The sequence below is a fragment of the Burkholderia sp. Tr-20355 genome (assembly GCF_017104685.1).
Classification (GTDB): Bacteria; Pseudomonadota; Gammaproteobacteria; order Burkholderiales; family Burkholderiaceae; genus Burkholderia; species Burkholderia seminalis.
In genome coordinates this window covers 1-17996 of record NZ_JAAGPK010000158.1, presented here as the reverse complement: position 1 = coordinate 17996, position 17996 = coordinate 1, and the positions used below count along the sequence as shown (strand labels likewise).

Here is a 17996-nt window from a genome sequence, read left to right as displayed (position 1 = left end):
GCGGCTGCACGACGCGATCGCGGACGTGCGCGGCCTGCCGGGCGCGGTGCCCGTGCTCGCGCTGCTGTTCGCCGGCTGCGTGTGGCTGTTCGCGGGGATGGTGCGGGATGTCGTCGCGAACGATCCGCTGATGCACGCGGACATCGCGCTGTATGCGTTCCTGCAGAACCTGCGCACGCCGCCCGTCGACGCCGCGATGAGTGCGCTTGCCGTGCTGCACGGGCACGACACGGGGCTGATCGTCGCGGCCGCGTTCCTCGTCTGGCTGATGATCCATCGCTGCTGGCTGACGTCCGCGTGGTGGCTCGCGACGGTCGGTGTGGCGGTCGTGCTCGTGCCGGCGTTCGGCGCGGGCGTGCCGGGCGCGACGCCCGCGAGCCTGCCGCCCGGCGCGCTGCACCTGCCGTTGCCCGATGCCGACGCCGCGTTCGCGATCCTCGCGAGCAGCGGCCTCGGCTGGGTGCTCACGCGCGACCGGCCCGCGCGATGGCGCATTCCGGTCGTGACGGCGGTCGTGCTGTGGATCGTGCTCGGCGGTTTCGCGCGGCTCTATGTTGGCGACACCTGGCTGTCGGGCCTGCTCGGCGGCTGGAGTCTCGGGCTGGCCTGGTTCGCGCTGCTCGCCGGCGCCTATGCATACTGGCGCGTGCGCGAGCAGGTGCAGCCGCGCGGCGCGCTGGTCGCGGTGGTCGTGGTGCTCGCGACGGCCGGCGTATGGACGGTTCCCGCGCAATGGCAGCTCGAGCGCGCGGCGCGCCCGCATGTCGGCGACGTGGTGGCGATGACGGTCGATCAGTGGCTGCACGGCGGGTGGCAGCGCGTGCCGATGCGGCGCACCGAGATCGGCGGCGATCGCGAGGAATATCTGCCGTTGCAATGGAGCGCGACATCGGACACGCTCGACCGGCATCTCGCGCAGGCCGGCTGGCAGCGCGCGACGCCGTGGTCGCCGGCCACCGCGTTGCGCTGGCTGTTGCCGCAGGCGCCGGCCGACGCGCTGCCCGTGCTGCCGCGCTATACGCATGGCGAAAGCACGCGCCGCGTGTTCGTCCGCGTCGATCCGGCCCATCCGGACAGCCGCCTCGTGCTGCGGCTGTGGCGCTATCCGTACGTGCTGGAGGACGCGCTCGGCATGCGGCCGCTGTGGTACGGCGCGCTGTATCGCGAGGCGCTGCACCGGCCGGCGCGGCTGATGACGATCGTGCGCACGACGCCGATCCACGATGCGGCGGCAATCGCGCAGGCGCTGGCGGTCGAGCCGACGATCGAGCGTCCGCCGGCGGGGATGACGGCCGCGCCGGCCGGGATGCTGCTCGTGTGGATGGTCAGGCCGTGAGCGGGCGCGCGCCGCTCATGCATGCTCCGGCTGGGCCAGGACGACGGACCGGCGCAGGCCGACGGTCTTGAGCACCGCGAGCAGGGTTTTCCGCGTCGGGTTGCCGTTCGGGGACAGCGTGCGATACAGCGATTCGCGGCTGATGCCGGCTTCGGCCGCGACCGCGCCGAGCCCGCCATAGGCTTCCGCGACCGTGCGCAGCGCGAGCAGGCCGGCCGCGCGATTGTCGGGATCGTCGAGCGATTCCATCGCGACGCGCAGATAGGCCACCGCGCACGCGCCGCTCGCCGCGCATTGCCGCCCGATCGTCACGCGCTCGCGGCCACCCGTGCCGACGCAAATCCCGCCAGCGTGCGCAGTGCATCGCGCGCCGAGCGCAGGTAGAACGCCTGCAGATGAAACACGTGCCAGCGCGCCGCGTGAATCTCCAGCCGGCACGGCACGCCGCACGCGCGTGCGTGATCCGCCAGCCGTTGCGCATCCGACAGCAGCACCTCCTGGTCGCCGGCCTGAATCAGCATCGGCGGCAGACCGCGCAGGTCGGTGTCGAGCGGGCCGCGCGCGGCGGTCGAGCCGGCGCCGTGATACCAGCGCAGCCCCTGTTCGAGCCAGCCGCGCCGGATCATCGGATCGTCGCGGCGGCGCGAGGCCAGCGTCGGACCGCCGAGCGCCGGGTCGGTCACGGGCGAGATCAGCAGCAGCGCGGCGGCGGCCGGATCGCCGCGCTCGCGCAGCGCAATGGCGAGTGAGAGGGCCAGCGCACCGCCGGCCGAGTCGCCGGCGATCACGATCCGGTGCGGCGCATGACCCTGCGCGCGCATCGCGTCGTACACCGCGAGCGCATCGTCGAGCGCGGCCGGGCTCGGATGCTCGGGCGCAAGGCGGTAATCGGGCACCCACACCGGCAGGCCGGCATCGTTCGCGAGCCGCGTCGTCACGCCGCGATGCGTATGCGGGCCGCCGAGGCAGAATGCTCCGCCGTGGAGATACAGGATCGCGCCACCCGTGTCGCCGCGTTTCGGCGCGACGACTTCGACCGGCACGTGGTGCGCGGACGTGCGATAGCGCAGCGTGCCGCCGGCACCGGGCATCAGCGGCGACAGCAGCGCGACGACGCGGCGCTGCGTGCGTGCACCGAACGGCGGCCCGATCAGCGGCCGGAACGCAACGCGCAGGAAGCCGCGCAGCGAAGCGGCGGCGAGCGCCTCCAGCCGACCGGCCGGCGGCGCGATCACCGTGCCGTGCGCTGCCGCGGCCGACTCGGGCAACGGGCGCGTGAAGCGGTATGCGGACATGCCGCCGACACGCGTGATCCACCGGTAGGTCAGCGTGAAACCCGGCCAGTTCGTGCTGTTGTGCCCCGTTGCATCGACGTACCAGCTCTTGCAGCCGCTCCAGACCGAACCGGCGAGCCGCTGCTGCACGTGCGCGTTGAAGCGCCGGTAGCGGCGCGTATCGACGTCGATCTCGCGCGCGCCGTCGCGCCGCATCGCCCGCACGCAGCGCATCACGTGCGCGATCTGGCTTTCGAGCATGTAGACGATCGAGTTGTGCCCGAGGTTGGTGTTCGGGCCGTACAGCATGAAGAAGTTCGGGAAGCCGGGCACGGTGAGCCCGAGATACGCCTGCGCGCCGCGTCGCCACGCGTCGTTCAGGTCGAGCCCGTCGCGGCCCGTGATGCGCATCGGCGACAGGAATTCGGTTGCCGCGAACCCCGTGCCGTAGACGATCGCGTCGACCGGATGCTGGACGCCGTCGACGGTTTCGATGCCGTCCTCGGTCACGCGCCGGATGCGTTGCGTGACGAGCGCGACGTTGTCGCGGCTCATCGTCGCGAGGTATTCGCTCGACAGCAGGAGGCGCTTGCAGCCGATCGGGTAGTCGGGCGTGAGCCGGGCGCGCAACGCGGGGTCCGGCACGTCGCGCGCGAGCAGCTTGCGGAACGGCCGACCGACCGCCACCTTCATCAGCCCGTGCAGGCGCGTGAACGCGATCGCACGCGATTCGTAGCGGGTGTAGATCCATGCGCGATGCAGCTTCATCGCCCACGGCATCCGGCGAAACATCGCCTTTTCCCACGGGCGATACGCGCGGTCGGGACGCGGTATCACGTAGGCCGGCGAACGCTGGAACACGGTCAGGTGCCGCACGCTGCCGGCGATCGCCGGGACGAACTGGATCGCCGACGCGCCGGTGCCGACCACGGCCACGCGCTTGCCGGCGAGCGAATAGTCGTGATCCCAGTGCGCGGAGTGGAACGCGCGGCCGCGGAACGTGTCGATGCCGGGCAGGTCGGGCATCGCCGGGCGGCTCAACTGGCCGGTGCCGCTGACGAGCAGGGCGGCGCTGAGCGTCGTGCCGTCGACGAGCGTGACGTGCCACAGCGCACCGGTTTCGTCGTAGCGCGCGTGCCCGACTTCGGCGCCGAAGCGCAGGTGGCGTGCGAGCCCGTACTTGCGTGCGCAATGCTGCAGGTATGCGTGAATTTCCGGCTGCGGCGCGAACACGCGGGACCAGGCCGGATTCGGTTCGAACGAAAACGAATACAGGTGCGAGGGCACGTCGCACGCGGCGCCCGGGTAGCTGTTGTCGCGCCATACGCCGCCGACGTCGTGCGAGCGTTCGACGATCACGAAATCGTGGATGCCGGCGCGTTGCAGCGCGACGGCCATGCCGATGCCGGCGAAGCCGGCGCCAATGATGATCGCGGCAAGCGGTGCGGCGGAGCCGGCGCAACGGGAAGGATCAGGCGACAGCATGGCGGGTTTCCTCGGGCTGGATGACGTCGTGTGCCGCGCGCGCGGCACGGGCGGAATCGCAATCCGTCGCTGTCCTGACGGTCTCGCCGGCATGCGGCCGGTCCGGCACGCGGCACACGCCGCGCATCAGGTCGACGGCCTTCTCGGCGATCATGATCGTCGGCGCGTTGGTGTTGCCGCCGATCAGCGTCGGCATCACCGACGCATCGACGATGCGCAGCCCCTGCAGGCCGCGCACGCGCAGTTGCGGATCGACGACGGCGAGTGCGTCGTGCCCCATCCGGCAGGTGCCGACCGGGTGATACACGGTGTCGGTGCGCCGCCTCAGCACGTCGCGGATCTCGTCGTCGGTCGTCACGTTCGCGGTGAACAGGTCGCGCGTGATCCAGCTCGCGAGCGCCGGTGCTTCCATCAGCCGGCGCGTGATGCGGAAGCCCGCGACCATGTCGTCGACGTCGCGCGGATCGTCGAAGAACGCGGGGTCGATGCGCGGCGCCGCGAGCGGATCGGCGCTGTTCAGCGTGACCGAGCCGCGGCTGCGCGGCCGCAGCAGGCACACGTGGCACGACAGCCCGTGGCCGGCATGCAGCTTGCGCGCATGGTCGTCGACGAGCGCGACGACGAAATGCAGCTGGATGTCCGGCGCGGCGAGATCGGCGCGCGTTTTCAGGAACCCGCCGCCTTCCGCGAAATTCGACGTCAGCATCCCGCGCCGTTCGCGGCGAAAGCGCGCGAACTCGCGCAGCATCCGCAGGCCGCCGCGTGCGGACACGCCCATCGTGTCGACGCTGCGCGTGCGATAGCCGAAGATGAAATCCGGATGATCCTGCAGGTTGCGCCCGACGCCGGGCAGGTCCGCCTGCACCGCGATGCCGAACTGCCGGAGTGCGCGGCCCGGGCCGACGCCCGACAGCATCAGCAACTGCGGCGTCTGCAGCGCGCCGGCCGCGAGCACGACTTCGCGCCGCGCGCGCAGCGTGCGGACCTCGCCGTGCTGGCGGACCTCGACGCCGATCGCGCGCGTGCCGTCGAACAGGATGCGCAGCACCTGCGCGTGCGTCTCGACCGTCAGGTTGTCGCGGCGGCCGAGATGCGGCAGCAGGTACGCGCGCGCCGCGCTCCAGCGTTCGCCGTGCTTCTGCGTGACCTGGTAGATCCCGATGCCCTCCTGCCGCGCACCGTTGAAATCGTCGGTGAGCGGCAGGCCGGCCTGTCGCGCGGCTTCCAGGTAGCGCGCATGGAACGGGTTGCCGGTGCGCAGGTCGCTGACCCACAGCGGGCCGTCGCGGCCGTGCCATGCATCGTCGAAGCGCTCGTTGTGCTCGCTCAGGCGGAAGTACGGCAGCACGTCGTCGTACCCCCAGCCTTCGTTGCCGAGCGCGGCCCAGCCGTCGTAGTCGACACGATGGCCGCGGATGTAGACCATCGCGTTGATCGCCGACGATCCGCCGAGCGCCCTGCCGCGCGGCTGGTAGCCGATGCGCCCGCCGAGCCCGGGCTGCGGCACCGTGTCGAACGCCCAGTTGTTCAGGTGCGTGGACATCATCGCGACCGCGCCGGTCGGCACGTTGACGAGCGCGCCGTCGCCGCGGCCGCCGGCCTCCAGCACGCATACGGTCACGGCCGGGTCCTCGGTCAGGCGCCCGGCGACGACGCAGCCGCCCGATCCGCCGCCGACGACGATGTAGTCGAACGTCTTGCTCATGGAATCGTCTCCTTCGTTCGGTAGTCGATGGATCAGCCGACGTGCGCCGGCACGGGGGCGCAGGCGGCGGGATCGGTCGGGCGGCTCGGTCGCATGGTGTCTCCTCCTGGGGCGATGGCGTCGTTCGGGTGACGACTGGATGACGCCGATGGTGCGGGCCGCACGGGGAAACACCAATGCTGCTTGGGGACAATTGTTTTAGTATTTGGGCCAAATCGGCGCTTCGAGGGTTTCTCCGCATGAGCTTCTGGGATTTCACCCGGAGTCCGGCCAGCGCCCGGCTGCTGGTCGATTTCGGCGACGAACGCGGCGTGCCGCACGCGACGCTGCTGGCCGGTACCGGCCTGGCGGATGCGCAGCTCGACGATCCGAAGGTCGAGGTGACGGCCGCACAGGAGCTGCGGCTGACCGGCAACCTGCTGCGCGCGCTCGGCCGCGCGCAGGGCCTCGGCTTCGAGGTCGGCCTGCGCTATCACTTCTCCGCGTACGGCGTGTGGGGCTACGGGCTGATCGCGAGCGCGACCGGGCGCGACGCGCTCGCGCTGGCGATGCGCTTCCTGCCGCTCACGTATGCATACACCGTCATCACGTACCGCGAGGCGCCCGATACGGGCGTGCTCAACTTCGGCGCGCCGGAACTCGACGGCGACCTGAGCCGGTTCCTCGTCGAGCGCGACATGACGGCTGCTGCCGTGCTGCTGCAGGAAATCGCCAGCGGCGATTTCGCGTTGTCGCGCTTCACGCTGCAGGCCGCGCGTTCGCCGTCGCTCGTCGCGCCGCGCATCGCCGGCATCGAGCCGGCCTTCTCGGCGCGCGCGAACAGCCTCGCGTTCGACCGCGCGTTTCTCGACCGGCCGCTGCCGCATGCGAATCCGCTGACGGTGTCGATGTGCGAGCAGATGTGCGGGCAACTCGTCGAAGCGCGGCGCGCGCGCGTGGGCACGTCGGAGATGGTGCGCCAGTACCTGGGCTCGACGGCCGGCGGTGCGCCGTTTTCGCTCGAGGACATGGCGCGGCTGATGAACACGAGCCCGCGCACGCTCAAGCGCCGGCTGCAGGAGGAGGGCACGACGTTTCGCACGCTGCTCGCGCAGGCGCGCGGCGCGATGGCCGAGACATTGCTCGGCGATGCGCGGCTGTCGCTCGCGGAGGTGGCCGAGCGGCTCGGCTTCAGCGACCTGTCGAGTTTCTCGCAGGCGTTCAAGCGCTGGTACGGCGTGCCGCCGGGCGCGTATCGCAGTGCGGCGCGGCGGGCCGGCGACCGCCGATGAATCGCGGTACGATCGACCGCTTGCCTGCCGACATCCCCCTCACGAGAGAACCCGCATGATCACGATTCGCCCGATGACCGACGACGATTTCCCGCGCTTCTGGCCGACCTATCGCGCCATCGTCGCCGCTCAGGAAACCTATGCATTCGATCCCGCGCCGACACGGGAAGCGGCGCGCGCGCTGTGGCTCGACGCGCCGCTTTGCACGTGGATCGCCGAGGAGGACGGCGTGGTGCTCGGCTCGTACTACCTGAAGGCGAACGCGGCCGGCCCCGGCAAGCACGTGAGCAACTGCGGCTACATGGTGAGCGAGGCCGCGCGCGGCCGCGGCGTCGCGCGCCTGATGTGCGAACACTCGCAGCAGGTCGCGCGCGAGCGCGGTTTCCTCGCGATGCAGTTCAACTCGGTGGTCGCGACGAACGAGGTCGCGGTCGCGCTGTGGCGGAAGCTGGGATTCGAGATCGTCGGCCGCCTGCCGCGCGCGTACCGCCACGCGCGGCTCGGCTTCGTCGATTGCCTCGTGATGTTCAAGTGGCTCGGCGACACGCCCGCCGCCGAAGCCTGAGCCCGCAAGCCGCCCCGTCGTCAGACGGCGAACGCGCCGTCGAACACGATCCGTTCGTCGAGCGCGAGCGTGCCGCGCGCGAAGATCAGGTCGAGGTGATGGCTGCCGTTTTCGCCGCCGCCGAGCCCGAGATGCAGGCCCGGATGGCGTTCCTCGAACCCGGCGTTGCGGCCGTACAGCCCGCGGATGCCGAGGTTCGTGCCGATGCCGAATTCCTCGATGCGTCGGTGGTTCGCGTGCCGGTCGAGATAGGTCGTGAAATCGCGTCGAAAGCCGGCATCGTCGGTGTCGAAATCGACGATCGTGCTGTTCTCGACTCGCAGCGTCGCGAGCCGCTCGGCCACCTTGTACTTGATCGCGAACGGCACGGTGCCGAGAAACGTGCCGCTGAACACGACCGAGCCGTTCAGGTCGGTCACGTGCGTCGCGATCTCGCCGGGCACGACGTCGAGGTTGCCCATGCCGTCGACGCTCGTCCATTTCTGGTCCGGTGCGAGCGAGCCCGTCAGCGTGTTGCCGGCTTCGTCGATGAAGCGGATCCGTGACGCGCGTGCGGCCGCGTCGATCAACCGGCCGTTGCGTGCGGCGATGTCGTCGAGCGATTCGGCGAAGGCTTCGTCGAGATGCGGGCCGTAATCCTTGAACAAGACCGACTTGCTCCAGTGCTCGACGATCGCGGGGCGGATCGCGGCGAGGAACGGCGGCCCGCTCGGCGAGGGTGTCGGCAGGCACGACGAGTCGTACAGCAGCACGAACAGGTCGGCGTCATTGAGCGCGGCGGCGATGTCGGCGGGCGGGGTGCTTTCGAGGCAGAGGGTCGTGGCGTCGAGCGAATTGGGCAGGGCGGAAAACGCGCGCAACGCGATGTCGCGGTTGCGGGTGTCATGGCCGACCAGCAGTTTTCCCGACTCGCCGCGCGCCAGCTTGTCGCGCAGCGCGGGGTGAAACCCGAGCGCGCGGTGCAGGTTCAGCATGCGTATCTCCGGAAGCGGCGGAAGGGCCGAGGCCCTTCCGCGAGAACGGGTGGCCCGCTCAGACCGGCCAGAGCGCGGTGCCGAACGGCACCACGGCGTCCTCGACCATCATGTCGACGGCCTCGGGGTGCGTGTCTTCCTGCATCCAGTCAAGCAATTCGATCTGCTGGGTGTCCTGCATGTCAATTCTCCTGTGGTGAACATGAGTGATTCAACATGAAAGTGCGGTAGAAAATCTTGCCGCTCCTTGTTCGGTATTTCGTGAATGCCGGACAAGTGGCGTCGATATTAGTCTGACGATTTTGTTAATGCAATGCATTGCGACGTTTTTAGCCAAAGCGTGCTAAACACCGGCATTTTCTCGAGGTCGACGGGCAAAGGAGGCCGATAAATCGAATAACGGGACCGACCTGATTTTCCAATTATCGGGATTTCGTTCGATTAATGCATTCGGCCGTTTTTTTTATAATTCGACGTGCAATGGCGTCGATTATTTCGCATTGCGTGATTCATGAAAGACGATCGCGCACGCGTATCACGCGCATATTGCGCGCGGGCCCGCGTGCGGCGATGCCTCCGGTTTTCTGGCACCATCTGACGATCTTGCGCGACGGCCGCGGCCGCGTGCGCCGTCGTCAGGACGGCATCACAACGATGGAGACGACCCGATGCGTGCAGCGCCGCAACCGGAGCGCGCCGGCCCGACGCAGCCGGCCGCCGGCACCACCGATCCCGACCGCATGGCCGCGTGGCGGCTCGCGATCGGCCTGTCGCTCGGCAGCGCGATCGCGCTCGGCCTCGCACGCTTTTCGTATGCGCTGCTGCTGCCGCCGATGAAGGCCGATCTCGGCTGGACCTTCGCGCAGGCCGGCGCGCTGAATACCGCGAACGCGGCCGGCTACCTGGTCGGCGCGCTGGCGTTTCCGCTGCTGTCGCGGCGCTGGCGCGCGGGCGCACTGCTGGCGGCCGGCTGCGCGTCGACCGTGGTGCTGATGGCGACCTGCGGGCTCACGTCCGGCATGCACGCGCTGCTCGCGCAGCGGCTCGCAACGGGTATCGGCAGCGCGCTGATCTTCATCAGCGGCGGCGTGCTGGCCGCGCGGCTCGCGTCGGCGTCGCCGCGCGATGCGGGGCTGCTGCTCGGCCTCTATTACGGCGGTACGGGGTGGGGCATCGTCGCGTCGTCGCTGCTCGTGCCGGCCACGCTCACGCATGGCGTGCACGGCTGGCAGGCCGCGTGGTTCGCGCTCGCGCTCGCCTGCGTGCTGTTCTCGGCGGTGGCCATCGCGGCCGCGCATCGCATCGAGCGCGCACACGCGGCACCGGCGAGGCCGCGCGACGGCACGGCACCGGCGGCAACCGCGCGCGCGGCCCGTTTCGGACTCGCGCTGGCCGGCTACGGCCTGTTCGGCGTCGGCTACATCGGCTACATGACGTTCATCGTCGCGCTGCTGCGCGGCGCGGGCATGAGCGGCACGGTGGTCGCCGCGTTCTACGTGATGCTCGGCGTCGCGACCGTCGTGTCGGCGCGGCTGTGGTCGGGGCTGCTCGACCGGATGCGCGGCGGGCAGGCGCTCGCGGTGCTCAACGCGCTGCTCGGCATCGCGACGCTGATGCCCGCGATGTTCGTGCATCCGGCCGCCGCGTTCGCGTCGGGCGTGCTGTTCGGCGCGACGTTCCTGTCGGCCGTCGCGTCGACGACGGCCTTCGTGCGGCACAACCTGCCGCCCGACGGCTGGGCGAAGGGGATCAGCGCGTTCACGACGGTCTTCGCATTCGGCCAGATCGCGGGGCCGGTCGCGATCGGCTGGGTGTCGGACAGCGCGGGGCTCGCGCGCGGGCTCGTGTATTCGGCGCTGACGCTGTTCGCGGGCGCGGCGCTTGCGGCCGCCCAGCGCGCGTTGCGGACGCCCGCGTAGTCACGCGAACGTCACCGCACGTACGCGGTGCGCGAGACGCGATGAAACGCGCGGCTGAAGTAGATGAGGCTGTCGCCGTCGTCGCGCACGCGGATCGACGTCGCCTCGATGAACATCACCGAATGAGAGCCGACTTCCTTCATGTCGGCGATCGTGCCCTGCAGGCTGGCGAGCGCGTCGCGCAGCACGGGCACGTCCTGCTCGCCCCGATCCCACACGGGCAGTTCGAAACGCTGCGCCATCGGCAGGTCGGTGAGTCCCGCGAAATGCCGCGCGAGCAGCTCGTGCTCGGCCGGCAGCACGTTGATGCAGACGTGGCGGTTGCGCTCGAAGGTCGCGTGCATCGCGCTCGACCGGTTCAGGCACACGAGCAGCGTCGGCGGCGTATCGGTGACGGAGCACACGGCGCTCGCGGTGATCCCGCAGCGGCCGTGCGGCCCGGCGGTGGTGATGACGTTGACGGCCGCGCCGAGGTGGGCCATCGCCTGGCGGAAGGCCTTCTGCGTGTCGGTCGGTTCGACGCGTGCCGGTCGCGGGATATCGGTCGTGGAAGACATGGGTGCTCCTGTTGGACGAAGGCGGCGATCGCGTCACGCTGTCGAGGCAGCGCCGGATCGCCGACGATGATCCAAGCGTACGTCGCGAAAATGCGGGCGACCATTCGCACGATTGACGATGGACATGGCGTTCCCGCCAACGCATCTAAAGGTTCTACCTAGATGCGCGCCGCGCCGCGCGAAAAAAGCGCGATTGGGCGGACGTGCGGCACGCAAAAGGGTATTCAGCGGGTTTTCGGCTCGTTATGATGTGCCGCACACCCCCAGCGAACGACGCGCGCGACCCGCCGGCCACCGGCCTGTCGCGCGGCGCGTGCGACACCCATACCGATATTCAGCGAGACACCCGCGATGACGACGTCACCCGCACCGATCGTATACATCGTCGACGACGACGGCGGCATGCGGACGTCGCTCGCGTGGTTGCTCGAATCGGTCGGCATTGCGTCCGAAGGGTTCGCGAACGCGGGCGAGTTTCTCGCGCGCTTCGACGCGAACCTGCCCGCGTGCCTGGTGCTCGACGTGCGGATGCCCGAGAAAAGCGGCTTCGACGTGCAGGCCGAACTGAATGCCCGCGGCGCGACGTTGCCGGTGATCTTCGTCAGCGGGCACGGCGACATTCCGATGTCGGTGCGCGCGCTGCAGAACGGCGCGATCGATTTCGTCGAGAAGCCGTACAACTCGCAGCAGATGCTCGAACGCGTGCAGCGCGCGCTGCGGCTCGCGCAGCAGCGGCACGCGGTGAGCCAGCGCCACCGCGAGCTGCGCCAGCGGCTGGATGCGCTGACCGCGCGGGAGAAGGAAGTGCTGCGCGGCGTCGTGGACGGCAAGGGCAGCAAGCAGATCGCGTCGGACCTGTCGATCAGCGTGAAGACCGTCGACGTGCATCGCGCGAGCATCAAGGAGAAGCTCGGCGCGACGTCGATCGCCGCGCTCGTGCGCGACGTGATGGTCGTGTGGGGCGACGGCGGGGAGTCGTCGCGATAAGGCCTGCCTGCCGCGCTCAGCGCATGTACAACCCGCCGTTGATGTCCCAGCACGCCCCGTTGGCGAAGTGCGCGTCGCCCGACGCGAGCAGCACGGCGGCATCCGCCACGAAACCGGCCGACCCGAGCTTGCCGCCCGGCAGGCTCGCGAGCACCTGGCGCAGCTTCTCCGGCGCGACGCTCTCGTACACGATCGGCAGGTCGAGCGGGCCCGGCGAGATCGCGTTGACGGTCACGCCCTGCGCGGCGAGGTCGCGCGCGAACACCTTGGTCAGCGTCAGCGTGCCGCCTTTCGCGGCCGCATAGTGCGCGCCCGTCGCCGAGCCGCCGTTCTGTCCGGCGAGCGACGCGATGTTGACGATGCGGCCCGCGCCGCGCGCCGCGAAGTACTGGCCGAACACCTGGCAGCCGAACAGCACGCTGCGCAGGTTCACGTCGATCACCTGGTCGAACTGCTCGGCCGTGATCTCCATGGCCGGCACGACCTTCGAGGCGCCCGCATTGTTGACGAGCACGTCGATCGCGCCCCAGCGTGCGACGAGCGCATCGCGCGCGGCTTCGAAATCGCGTTTCGACGTGACGTCGAGCGGCAGCGCGATCGCGCGGGCGCCGCTCGGGTCGAGGTCGCGTGCGTGCGCGTGAACGGCGTCGGCGGCGATATCGGCCAGTGCGACGCGATAGCCGGCTGCATGGAAGCGCTCGGCGATGACGGCGCCGAGCCCGCGCGCGGCGCCGGTGACGAGGACGACTCGATCTGACATGGTGCGTGGTTCCCTGGTTCGCGGGCGCATGCCGGTGGAAGCGGCGCCCGTATCGTGGTTCATGCGGCGAGGGCCGCTTCGAAGTGCGCCGCGATCGCGCAGACCTGTTCGTCCGCGCCCTTGCGCCCGACGATCTGCAGGCCGGCCTTCAGCGGCGAACCGGCGAGCGGCAGCGGCAGGCTGAGCGCCGGATGGCCGCTCAGGTTGAACGGCCGGATCAGCGACGACATCGCGATGACCGACACGCCGTCGCGTGCCTGCTGCAGCGTGATCGGCAGCGCGGGCAGCGTCGGCAGCACCAGCACGTCGGCGTGCTCGAGCGCGGCATCGACCTGCGCGGTGAAGCGTGCGCGGACGGTTTCGGCTTCGGCGAGCGCGGCCGGTGTCGTCGTCGCGGCCGTGCGCAGGCGCGTATCGAGATCGGCGCCGAGCCGGCCCGTCGCGATCAGATGGCCGAACGCGCGCGACGTTTCCGCGTTGATGACGGTGAGCCCCGCCGCGAACGCGGCCGGCATGTCGTCGAGCACGACGGCGTGCGCGTGCAGGCCCGCGGCGCGAACGGCCGCATCGAGCGCGGCCGCGACGGCCGGATCGGCTTCGACCGTGACGTGCGCGACGGTAAAGCCTGCCGCGGATGCCGCGGCCTGCGCACGATCGAAGCCCGGTGCGATCGCGGCCATCACCGCGGCCAGCGTGCGGATATCGCGCGCAAACGGCCCGACGCAATCGAGCGTCGTGTCGGCGGGCGCGACGCCGCGGCGCGATACGCGGCCGAACGTCGGCTTCAGGCCGGCCACGCCGCAGCACGCGGCCGGCCCCCGGATCGAGCCGCCGGTGTCGGTGCCGAGCGCCGCGTCGACGGCGCCGAGCCCGACGAGCGACGCGGACCCGCTCGACGAGCCGCCGGGAATGCGCGTCGCATCTTGCGGATTGACGGGCGTGCCCGTGTAGTCGTTGATGCCGGTCATGCCGAACGCGAGCTCGTGCATGTTCGCCTTGCCGGCAATCTGCCAGCCGGCGTCGAGCAGCAGGCGGACCACGTCCGCGTGATGTGCGGCCGGCGGCGCGTCGGCGAGCGCGCGGCTGGCCGCGCGGGTCGGATGGCCCGCGATGTCGATCGTGTCCTTGATCGCGATCGTGGGGCCGGGGCCGCCCAGCGTGAAGGTGTCGATGAAGCCTGTCATGGTCGGTATCGCGCGAAAGCGGTGGAATGGATCAGGACCGTGGCGCGGCGGCGAGCGGCCACGGGCCGTCGAGTACGCGTTCGGTGCGGAAATGACGGATCAGCCACGCGGAGCCGCTGGCCGCCGGCGCGAAATCGACGGTCAGCCGCGCGGCGATCAGCTCGGCCGAACCGCCCGCATAACGCGACGCCTGCAGCATGATCCAGCGGCCGCGCGCGCGCGTGTTGCCGGCGCCGATCTCGATCGACTCCGACGTCAGGAAGTGCAGGTTCGCCGCGAAATGCGGGTCGGGCGGCAGGTAGCGGCCCAGCATCGCGACGATCGCGGCGGTGCCTTCGAGGCGGCCGAACTTGCGCGCGTAGTGCGGGCCGATGCCTTCCCACACGGCGTCGGCGGTGAACAGTTCGGCGAGCGACGGGCCGTCGCCGGCATCCTCGGGCACGTCGCACAGCGCCATGTAGCGCGTGAGCGTCGCGCGCACCGCGCGCTCGGCGTCGAGCGCGGCCAGGCGCTGCACGAGCGCATCGATCGGGTCCGGCGGCAGGTCGCTCATCGCGCGCCTCACGCCGCGGGCTTCGCGGCCGGCGGCACGGTCAGCGCGCGGCCGACGCGCGCCTCGATCTTGCCGTAGCGCCACAGGTTGTATTCGCCGACGGGCGTCGTGCGATACAGGTTGCAGACGGCGACCGTCGTGTCGAAATCGGCGACGTCGGCCATGATGTAGAACGTCCACGGCGCGCCGTCGGCCTGGCCGACCACGAGGCGGTCGTCGTCCATCACGCCGAGCACGCGCACGCCGGGCATTGCTTCGACGGCCGCGAGCATTGCACCGTACGCCTGCCACACTTCGCCGATCTTCTCGCGCGGCAGGTCGAAGAAGTTCTGCGACACGCCGCAGCAGAACAGGACGCGCAGCGGCAGCGGATTCGGGTCGGACATATCGGGCTCTCCAGAGGAATCGATGGGGCGCATGAATCGGCCGGCGATCATGCGTGTTCAGGAACGGCTTCGGTCGACACGGGTCACAGATAGCCGGGAAACGGCGTCACGCCGGTGAACACCGCACCCGCGCCGTCGAAGTTGCCTTCGCCGAGAAACGCGTGCTGCGTGACGACCATCGCGTCGCGCAGCAGCCGCTGCAGCGGATGCGTGCGATAGATCGCCGCCGTGCCGCCGAGGCGGTACGCGCGTTCGACGACGCTCGCGCCTTCGCGTGCGATCTGCGTGGCCGCGAGCCGCAGCAGGCTGACCTGCTCGGGCGTCACCGGATTGCCGGCGAGGATCGATCGCCACACGGTGTCGGTCGCGTCGTAAAAAAACGCGCGCGCCGAGCGCAGTTGCGCCTCGGCCTTCGCGAGCTCGATGCGGTAGTACGCGCGATCGGCGAGACGTGGTGCGCCGGTCGTCGTTTGCCGGCCACCCGACATCCGGTTCACGACGTCGAGCGCCGCGCGCGCGAGGCCGAGGTTGACGACGGCCAGCACCTGCGCCGCGTACGCGACGGTCGGGTAGCGGTACAGCGGCTCGTCGACGGTCGGTTCGCCGCCGCGTACGAAGGTCCACGCTTCCGGCACGAAGCGGTCGTCGATGCGCAGGTCGTGGCTGCCGGTGCCCTGCATGCCGACCACGTTCCAGTTCTCGACGATCTCGACGTCGGCCGCGCGGAACACGGCCGTGCGCGGCTTGTTCGGTGCGGCGTCCTGTGCGCCCGGCACGGCGATGCCGACACCGAGCCAGTCGGCGCCCTTGCAGCCACTCGCGAATTTCCACGTGCCGTTCACGCGCCAGCCGCCCGGCGCGGCCTGCGCCGGCTGCACCGGGAACAGGCCGCCCGCGAACACCTGGTCGGGACCGCTCGCGTACAGCTCGGCCTGCGTCTCGAGCGGCAGCGCCGCGAGATAGACGTTCGCGGAGCCGAAGCTCGCGACCCACGCGGCCGACCCGTCGGCCGTCGCGATGCGCTCGATCATGTCGAGGAACGCGGTCGGCGCGAGCGCGTCGCCGCCGAAGCGGCGCGGCGTGCCCGCGCGATAGATGCCGGCCTGCTTGAACAGCGCGATCACGTCGCGCGGCACGTGCGACAGACGGTCGAATTCTTCGCGGCGCGCGGCGACGGTCTCGATCACCGCGTCGAGCGGCGACACCGGCGCGGCCACGGAACCTGCCACGGACGGCGAGGACGGCGCGGGTTCGATGGCGAGGGCGGCTTGCGGCATGGTTGTCTCCTGGGCGGACAAGGGTTCGGATGCGGATGGCATGCGTGCCGTGCGAGGCTGGACCTGCGGCACGACGATGCAGCCAGTCTAGAAACGCCGAAAACACGCAGCAATTGGTGCGTTGGGCCGTGCGACTGGTGACGTTCCGGGCCGGCCTAAAGAAATCTTCAGGTGCGATCGGCGCGCGCCGGTGCTATGTTGGATTTCCGGCCGCGCGATGCCGCGCGCCTTCATCCGGATCCGATCATGAGTTTCCCCGACGACGACGATTTCCACCGGCTGCTCGACGCGCTGACGACCTGCGTGCTGCTGCACGACGCGCGGACGAAGGCGATCGTGTGGGCGAATCGCGCCGCGTGCATCGCGCTCGGTTTCTCCGTCGAGGAGTTGCTGCCGCTGAAGGCGCCGGACATGACGCGGCCCGAGCCGAAATACCAGCGCGAGATCGCGGTGAGTGCCTGGGATCGCGCGCTCGTCGACGGGCCGCAGGTGTACGAATGGTGCTATCGCTCGCGAACGGGCGTCGACATGCTGTCGGAGGCCACCGCGACCTACGTGCCGCTGCGCGGGCGCGACGTCGTGATGGTGCAGTTCCGCGACATCAGCGCGGAAGAGGCGGTTCGCCGGCAGTTGCGCCGCTACGAGGCGCGGCTGCGCGAGTTCATGCAGGATCTCGACGAAGGGATCGCGGTCGTGACGCCGCACGGCGGCGTGCAGTTCATCAGCGAATCGGGCCGCCGCGTGCTCGGGCTCGCGCCCGACGAACCGCTCGGCGCGGTGCTCGACTACTGTTCCGCGGCCGATCGCGACCGGCTCGTCGCACAACTGCGCGATGCGCCGTCGGCGTACCCGTCCGCGCCGCAGCGCTACCGGATCGTGCGGCGCGACGGCTCGCCGTGCTGGCTGCGCATCCTGTGCCGGCAGGTCGAGATCGAAGGCGATCTCGACGGGCTGCTCGTGCAGTTCCGCGACGTGAGCGACGAAGTCGCGATCGAGGACGCGCGGCGTGCGGAGGCGCGGATGCTCGAATACGCGGGCCGCTACAACGCGATGGGGGAGATGGCGAGCGTGATCGCGCACGAGCTGAGCCAGCCGCTCGCGGCCGTGCGCAACTTCATCGAGGGCGCGGTGCGGCGGCTGAACGGCAACGGCGCCGTCGAGGACGCGATCTGGGGGCTGCGCAGCGCGGACCGGCAAGCCGAGCACGCGGCGCTGATCATCAAGAGCGTGCGCGAATTCATCGTGAAGCGCGAGCCGGTCGTCGCGGTCGCCGACCTGCGCGACATCCTTGCCGATGTCGCTTACTTCATCGAGCTGCGCGCGAAGGAAGCCGGCGTGACGGTCGCGCTCGTGCAGGCCGACGTGCCGCTGCCGATCCGCTGCGAGCGCGTGCTGATCGGGCAGGTGATCCTGAATCTCGCGTTCAACGCGATCGAGGCGTTCGCCGGCTGCGAGCGCCTGCCGCGTACGCTGACGCTCGCGACGGCAAACCTCGCCGGGCATGCGGAGCTGCGCGCGATCGACAACGGTCCCGGCATCGCGGAAGGTGCGCACGACCGGTTGTTCGACGGCTTCTCGTCGTCGAAAGCCGGCGGCAACGGCATCGGGTTGTCGCTGTGCAAGAGCATCGTCACGCGTCACGGCGGGCGGATCGCCGCGAGCCCGGCCGGCGGCGGCGGGCTCGACTGCCGCGTGACGTTGCCGCTCGCCGGCGCACCCGCGTAGCCGCCGCGTCGCGGCCTCGGCGATGCCGATCACCGGCA

17 protein-coding genes are annotated in these 17996 nt (G+C 70.4%); 6 read left to right on the top strand and 11 right to left on the bottom strand.

What is annotated here, in order from left to right:
• Positions 1–1336, top strand: a 1336-nt coding sequence (locus tag G3N62_RS28300) for an LssY C-terminal domain-containing protein (protein ID WP_241013231.1), incomplete at its 5' end; no start/stop codon positions are given.
• A gap of 15 nt (positions 1337–1351) precedes the next feature.
• Here G3N62_RS28300 and G3N62_RS28295 read toward each other — a convergent pair.
• Genes G3N62_RS28295 through G3N62_RS28285 form a run of 3 tightly spaced genes read right to left on the bottom strand, consistent with a single transcriptional unit; the run spans position 1352 to position 5800 of the window.
• Positions 1352–1648 (bottom strand): transcriptional regulator, encoded by a 297-nt coding sequence (locus G3N62_RS28295; RefSeq protein ID WP_049032874.1) that lies wholly within the window; start codon positions 1646–1648, stop codon positions 1352–1354.
• On the bottom strand, positions 1645–4095 hold the full coding sequence (locus G3N62_RS28290; protein ID WP_124670848.1) for an alpha/beta hydrolase fold domain-containing protein: 2451 nt from the start codon (positions 4093–4095) through the stop codon (positions 1645–1647). The genes G3N62_RS28295 and G3N62_RS28290 overlap by 4 nt, the downstream gene beginning before the upstream one ends.
• Positions 4082–5800: a GMC family oxidoreductase N-terminal domain-containing protein gene (locus G3N62_RS28285; protein ID WP_124670849.1), complete on the bottom strand. Its 1719-nt coding sequence runs from the start codon at positions 5798–5800 to the stop codon at positions 4082–4084. Before G3N62_RS28285 ends, G3N62_RS28290 begins: the two co-directional genes overlap by 14 nt.
• A gap of 239 nt (positions 5801–6039) precedes the next feature.
• On the opposite strand from G3N62_RS28285, the gene G3N62_RS28280 reads away from it, so the two are divergent.
• Both G3N62_RS28280 and G3N62_RS28275 read left to right on the top strand, forming a co-directional pair.
• A complete protein-coding gene (locus G3N62_RS28280) occupies positions 6040–7071 on the top strand; it encodes an AraC family transcriptional regulator (RefSeq protein WP_049033181.1) in 1032 nt (343 codons plus the stop codon).
• Between the two features lie 55 nt (positions 7072–7126).
• Complete coding sequence (locus tag G3N62_RS28275; RefSeq protein ID WP_124608068.1) at positions 7127–7636, top strand: N-acetyltransferase; 510 nt, start codon at positions 7127–7129, stop codon at positions 7634–7636.
• 20 nt (positions 7637–7656) lie between these two features.
• On the opposite strand, the gene G3N62_RS28270 is transcribed toward G3N62_RS28275, so the two are convergent.
• Together G3N62_RS28270 and G3N62_RS36310 are read right to left on the bottom strand one after the other, a co-directional pair.
• The gene (locus tag G3N62_RS28270; RefSeq protein ID WP_124670850.1) at positions 7657–8610 is read right to left on the bottom strand and encodes a leucyl aminopeptidase; all 954 of its coding nucleotides are present in this window, start codon (positions 8608–8610) and stop codon (positions 7657–7659) included.
• Between the two features lie 58 nt (positions 8611–8668).
• Positions 8669–8791, bottom strand: coding sequence for a hypothetical protein (locus G3N62_RS36310; RefSeq protein ID WP_006766865.1), 123 nt, complete (start codon positions 8789–8791; stop codon positions 8669–8671).
• 487 nt (positions 8792–9278) lie between these two features.
• Here G3N62_RS36310 and G3N62_RS28265 point away from each other — a divergent pair, with 487 nt between their 5' ends.
• The gene (locus tag G3N62_RS28265; RefSeq protein WP_124670851.1) at positions 9279–10529 is read left to right on the top strand and encodes a YbfB/YjiJ family MFS transporter; all 1251 of its coding nucleotides are present in this window, start codon (positions 9279–9281) and stop codon (positions 10527–10529) included.
• Between the two features lie 11 nt (positions 10530–10540).
• Here the strand turns inward: G3N62_RS28265 and hpaC are convergent, their stop codons facing one another.
• Complete coding sequence (gene hpaC, locus G3N62_RS28260) at positions 10541–11086, bottom strand: 4-hydroxyphenylacetate 3-monooxygenase, reductase component (RefSeq protein ID WP_034188318.1); 546 nt, start codon at positions 11084–11086, stop codon at positions 10541–10543.
• Between the two features lie 351 nt (positions 11087–11437).
• Here hpaC and G3N62_RS28255 point away from each other — a divergent pair, with 351 nt between their 5' ends.
• Positions 11438–12073 carry a response regulator gene (locus G3N62_RS28255; RefSeq protein ID WP_059559628.1) on the top strand — a complete coding sequence of 212 codons (636 nt, stop codon included), beginning with the start codon at positions 11438–11440 and terminating at the stop codon, positions 12071–12073.
• A gap of 16 nt (positions 12074–12089) precedes the next feature.
• Here the strand turns inward: G3N62_RS28255 and G3N62_RS28250 are convergent, their stop codons facing one another.
• The 5 genes from G3N62_RS28250 to G3N62_RS28230 all read right to left on the bottom strand — a co-directional run bounded on the left by G3N62_RS28250 (position 12090) and on the right by G3N62_RS28230 (position 16233).
• Positions 12090–12833, bottom strand: coding sequence for an SDR family NAD(P)-dependent oxidoreductase (locus G3N62_RS28250; RefSeq protein ID WP_049028194.1), 744 nt, complete (start codon positions 12831–12833; stop codon positions 12090–12092).
• Positions 12834–12892: 59 nt separating this feature from the next.
• Positions 12893–14017 carry an amidase gene (locus G3N62_RS28245; protein WP_124670852.1) on the bottom strand — a complete coding sequence of 375 codons (1125 nt, stop codon included), beginning with the start codon at positions 14015–14017 and terminating at the stop codon, positions 12893–12895.
• Between the two features lie 31 nt (positions 14018–14048).
• Complete coding sequence (locus tag G3N62_RS28240) at positions 14049–14570, bottom strand: nuclear transport factor 2 family protein (RefSeq protein WP_049028688.1); 522 nt, start codon at positions 14568–14570, stop codon at positions 14049–14051.
• An 8-nt stretch (positions 14571–14578) separates the two neighbouring features.
• A complete protein-coding gene (locus tag G3N62_RS28235) occupies positions 14579–14956 on the bottom strand; it encodes a hypothetical protein (RefSeq protein ID WP_034188314.1) in 378 nt (125 codons plus the stop codon).
• A gap of 83 nt (positions 14957–15039) precedes the next feature.
• Positions 15040–16233, bottom strand: a complete 1194-nt coding sequence (locus G3N62_RS28230) for an acyl-CoA dehydrogenase family protein (protein WP_124670853.1) — start codon at positions 16231–16233, stop codon at positions 15040–15042.
• 195 nt (positions 16234–16428) lie between these two features.
• Between G3N62_RS28230 and G3N62_RS28225 the strand changes: the two genes are divergently transcribed.
• On the top strand, positions 16429–17958 hold the full coding sequence (locus G3N62_RS28225; protein ID WP_231750645.1) for an ATP-binding protein: 1530 nt from the start codon (positions 16429–16431) through the stop codon (positions 17956–17958).
• The last annotated feature ends 38 nt before the right edge of the window (positions 17959–17996 follow it).

What these genes read in the sequence shown, in the direction of transcription:
- G3N62_RS28290 (WP_124670848.1), bottom strand. Translation starts at nt 4,095, where the DNA reads ATGCTGTCGCCTGATCCTTCCCGTTGCGCCGGCTCCGCCGCACCGCTT.
- G3N62_RS28285 (WP_124670849.1), bottom strand. Translation starts at nt 5,800, where the DNA reads ATGAGCAAGACGTTCGACTACATCGTCGTCGGCGGCGGATCGGGCGGC.
- G3N62_RS28280 (WP_049033181.1), top strand. Translation starts at nt 6,040, where the DNA reads ATGAGCTTCTGGGATTTCACCCGGAGTCCGGCCAGCGCCCGGCTGCTG.
- G3N62_RS28275 (WP_124608068.1), top strand. Translation starts at nt 7,127, where the DNA reads ATGATCACGATTCGCCCGATGACCGACGACGATTTCCCGCGCTTCTGG.
- G3N62_RS28270 (WP_124670850.1), bottom strand. Translation starts at nt 8,610, where the DNA reads ATGCTGAACCTGCACCGCGCGCTCGGGTTTCACCCCGCGCTGCGCGAC.
- G3N62_RS36310 (WP_006766865.1), bottom strand. Translation starts at nt 8,791, where the DNA reads ATGCAGGACACCCAGCAGATCGAATTGCTTGACTGGATGCAGGAAGAC.
- G3N62_RS28265 (WP_124670851.1), top strand. Translation starts at nt 9,279, where the DNA reads ATGCGTGCAGCGCCGCAACCGGAGCGCGCCGGCCCGACGCAGCCGGCC.
- hpaC (WP_034188318.1), bottom strand. Translation starts at nt 11,086, where the DNA reads ATGTCTTCCACGACCGATATCCCGCGACCGGCACGCGTCGAACCGACC.
- G3N62_RS28255 (WP_059559628.1), top strand. Translation starts at nt 11,438, where the DNA reads ATGACGACGTCACCCGCACCGATCGTATACATCGTCGACGACGACGGC.
- G3N62_RS28250 (WP_049028194.1), bottom strand. Translation starts at nt 12,833, where the DNA reads ATGTCAGATCGAGTCGTCCTCGTCACCGGCGCCGCGCGCGGGCTCGGC.
- G3N62_RS28245 (WP_124670852.1), bottom strand. Translation starts at nt 14,017, where the DNA reads ATGACAGGCTTCATCGACACCTTCACGCTGGGCGGCCCCGGCCCCACG.
- G3N62_RS28240 (WP_049028688.1), bottom strand. Translation starts at nt 14,570, where the DNA reads ATGAGCGACCTGCCGCCGGACCCGATCGATGCGCTCGTGCAGCGCCTG.
- G3N62_RS28235 (WP_034188314.1), bottom strand. Translation starts at nt 14,956, where the DNA reads ATGTCCGACCCGAATCCGCTGCCGCTGCGCGTCCTGTTCTGCTGCGGC.
- G3N62_RS28230 (WP_124670853.1), bottom strand. Translation starts at nt 16,233, where the DNA reads ATGCCGCAAGCCGCCCTCGCCATCGAACCCGCGCCGTCCTCGCCGTCC.
- G3N62_RS28225 (WP_231750645.1), top strand. Translation starts at nt 16,429, where the DNA reads ATGTTGGATTTCCGGCCGCGCGATGCCGCGCGCCTTCATCCGGATCCG.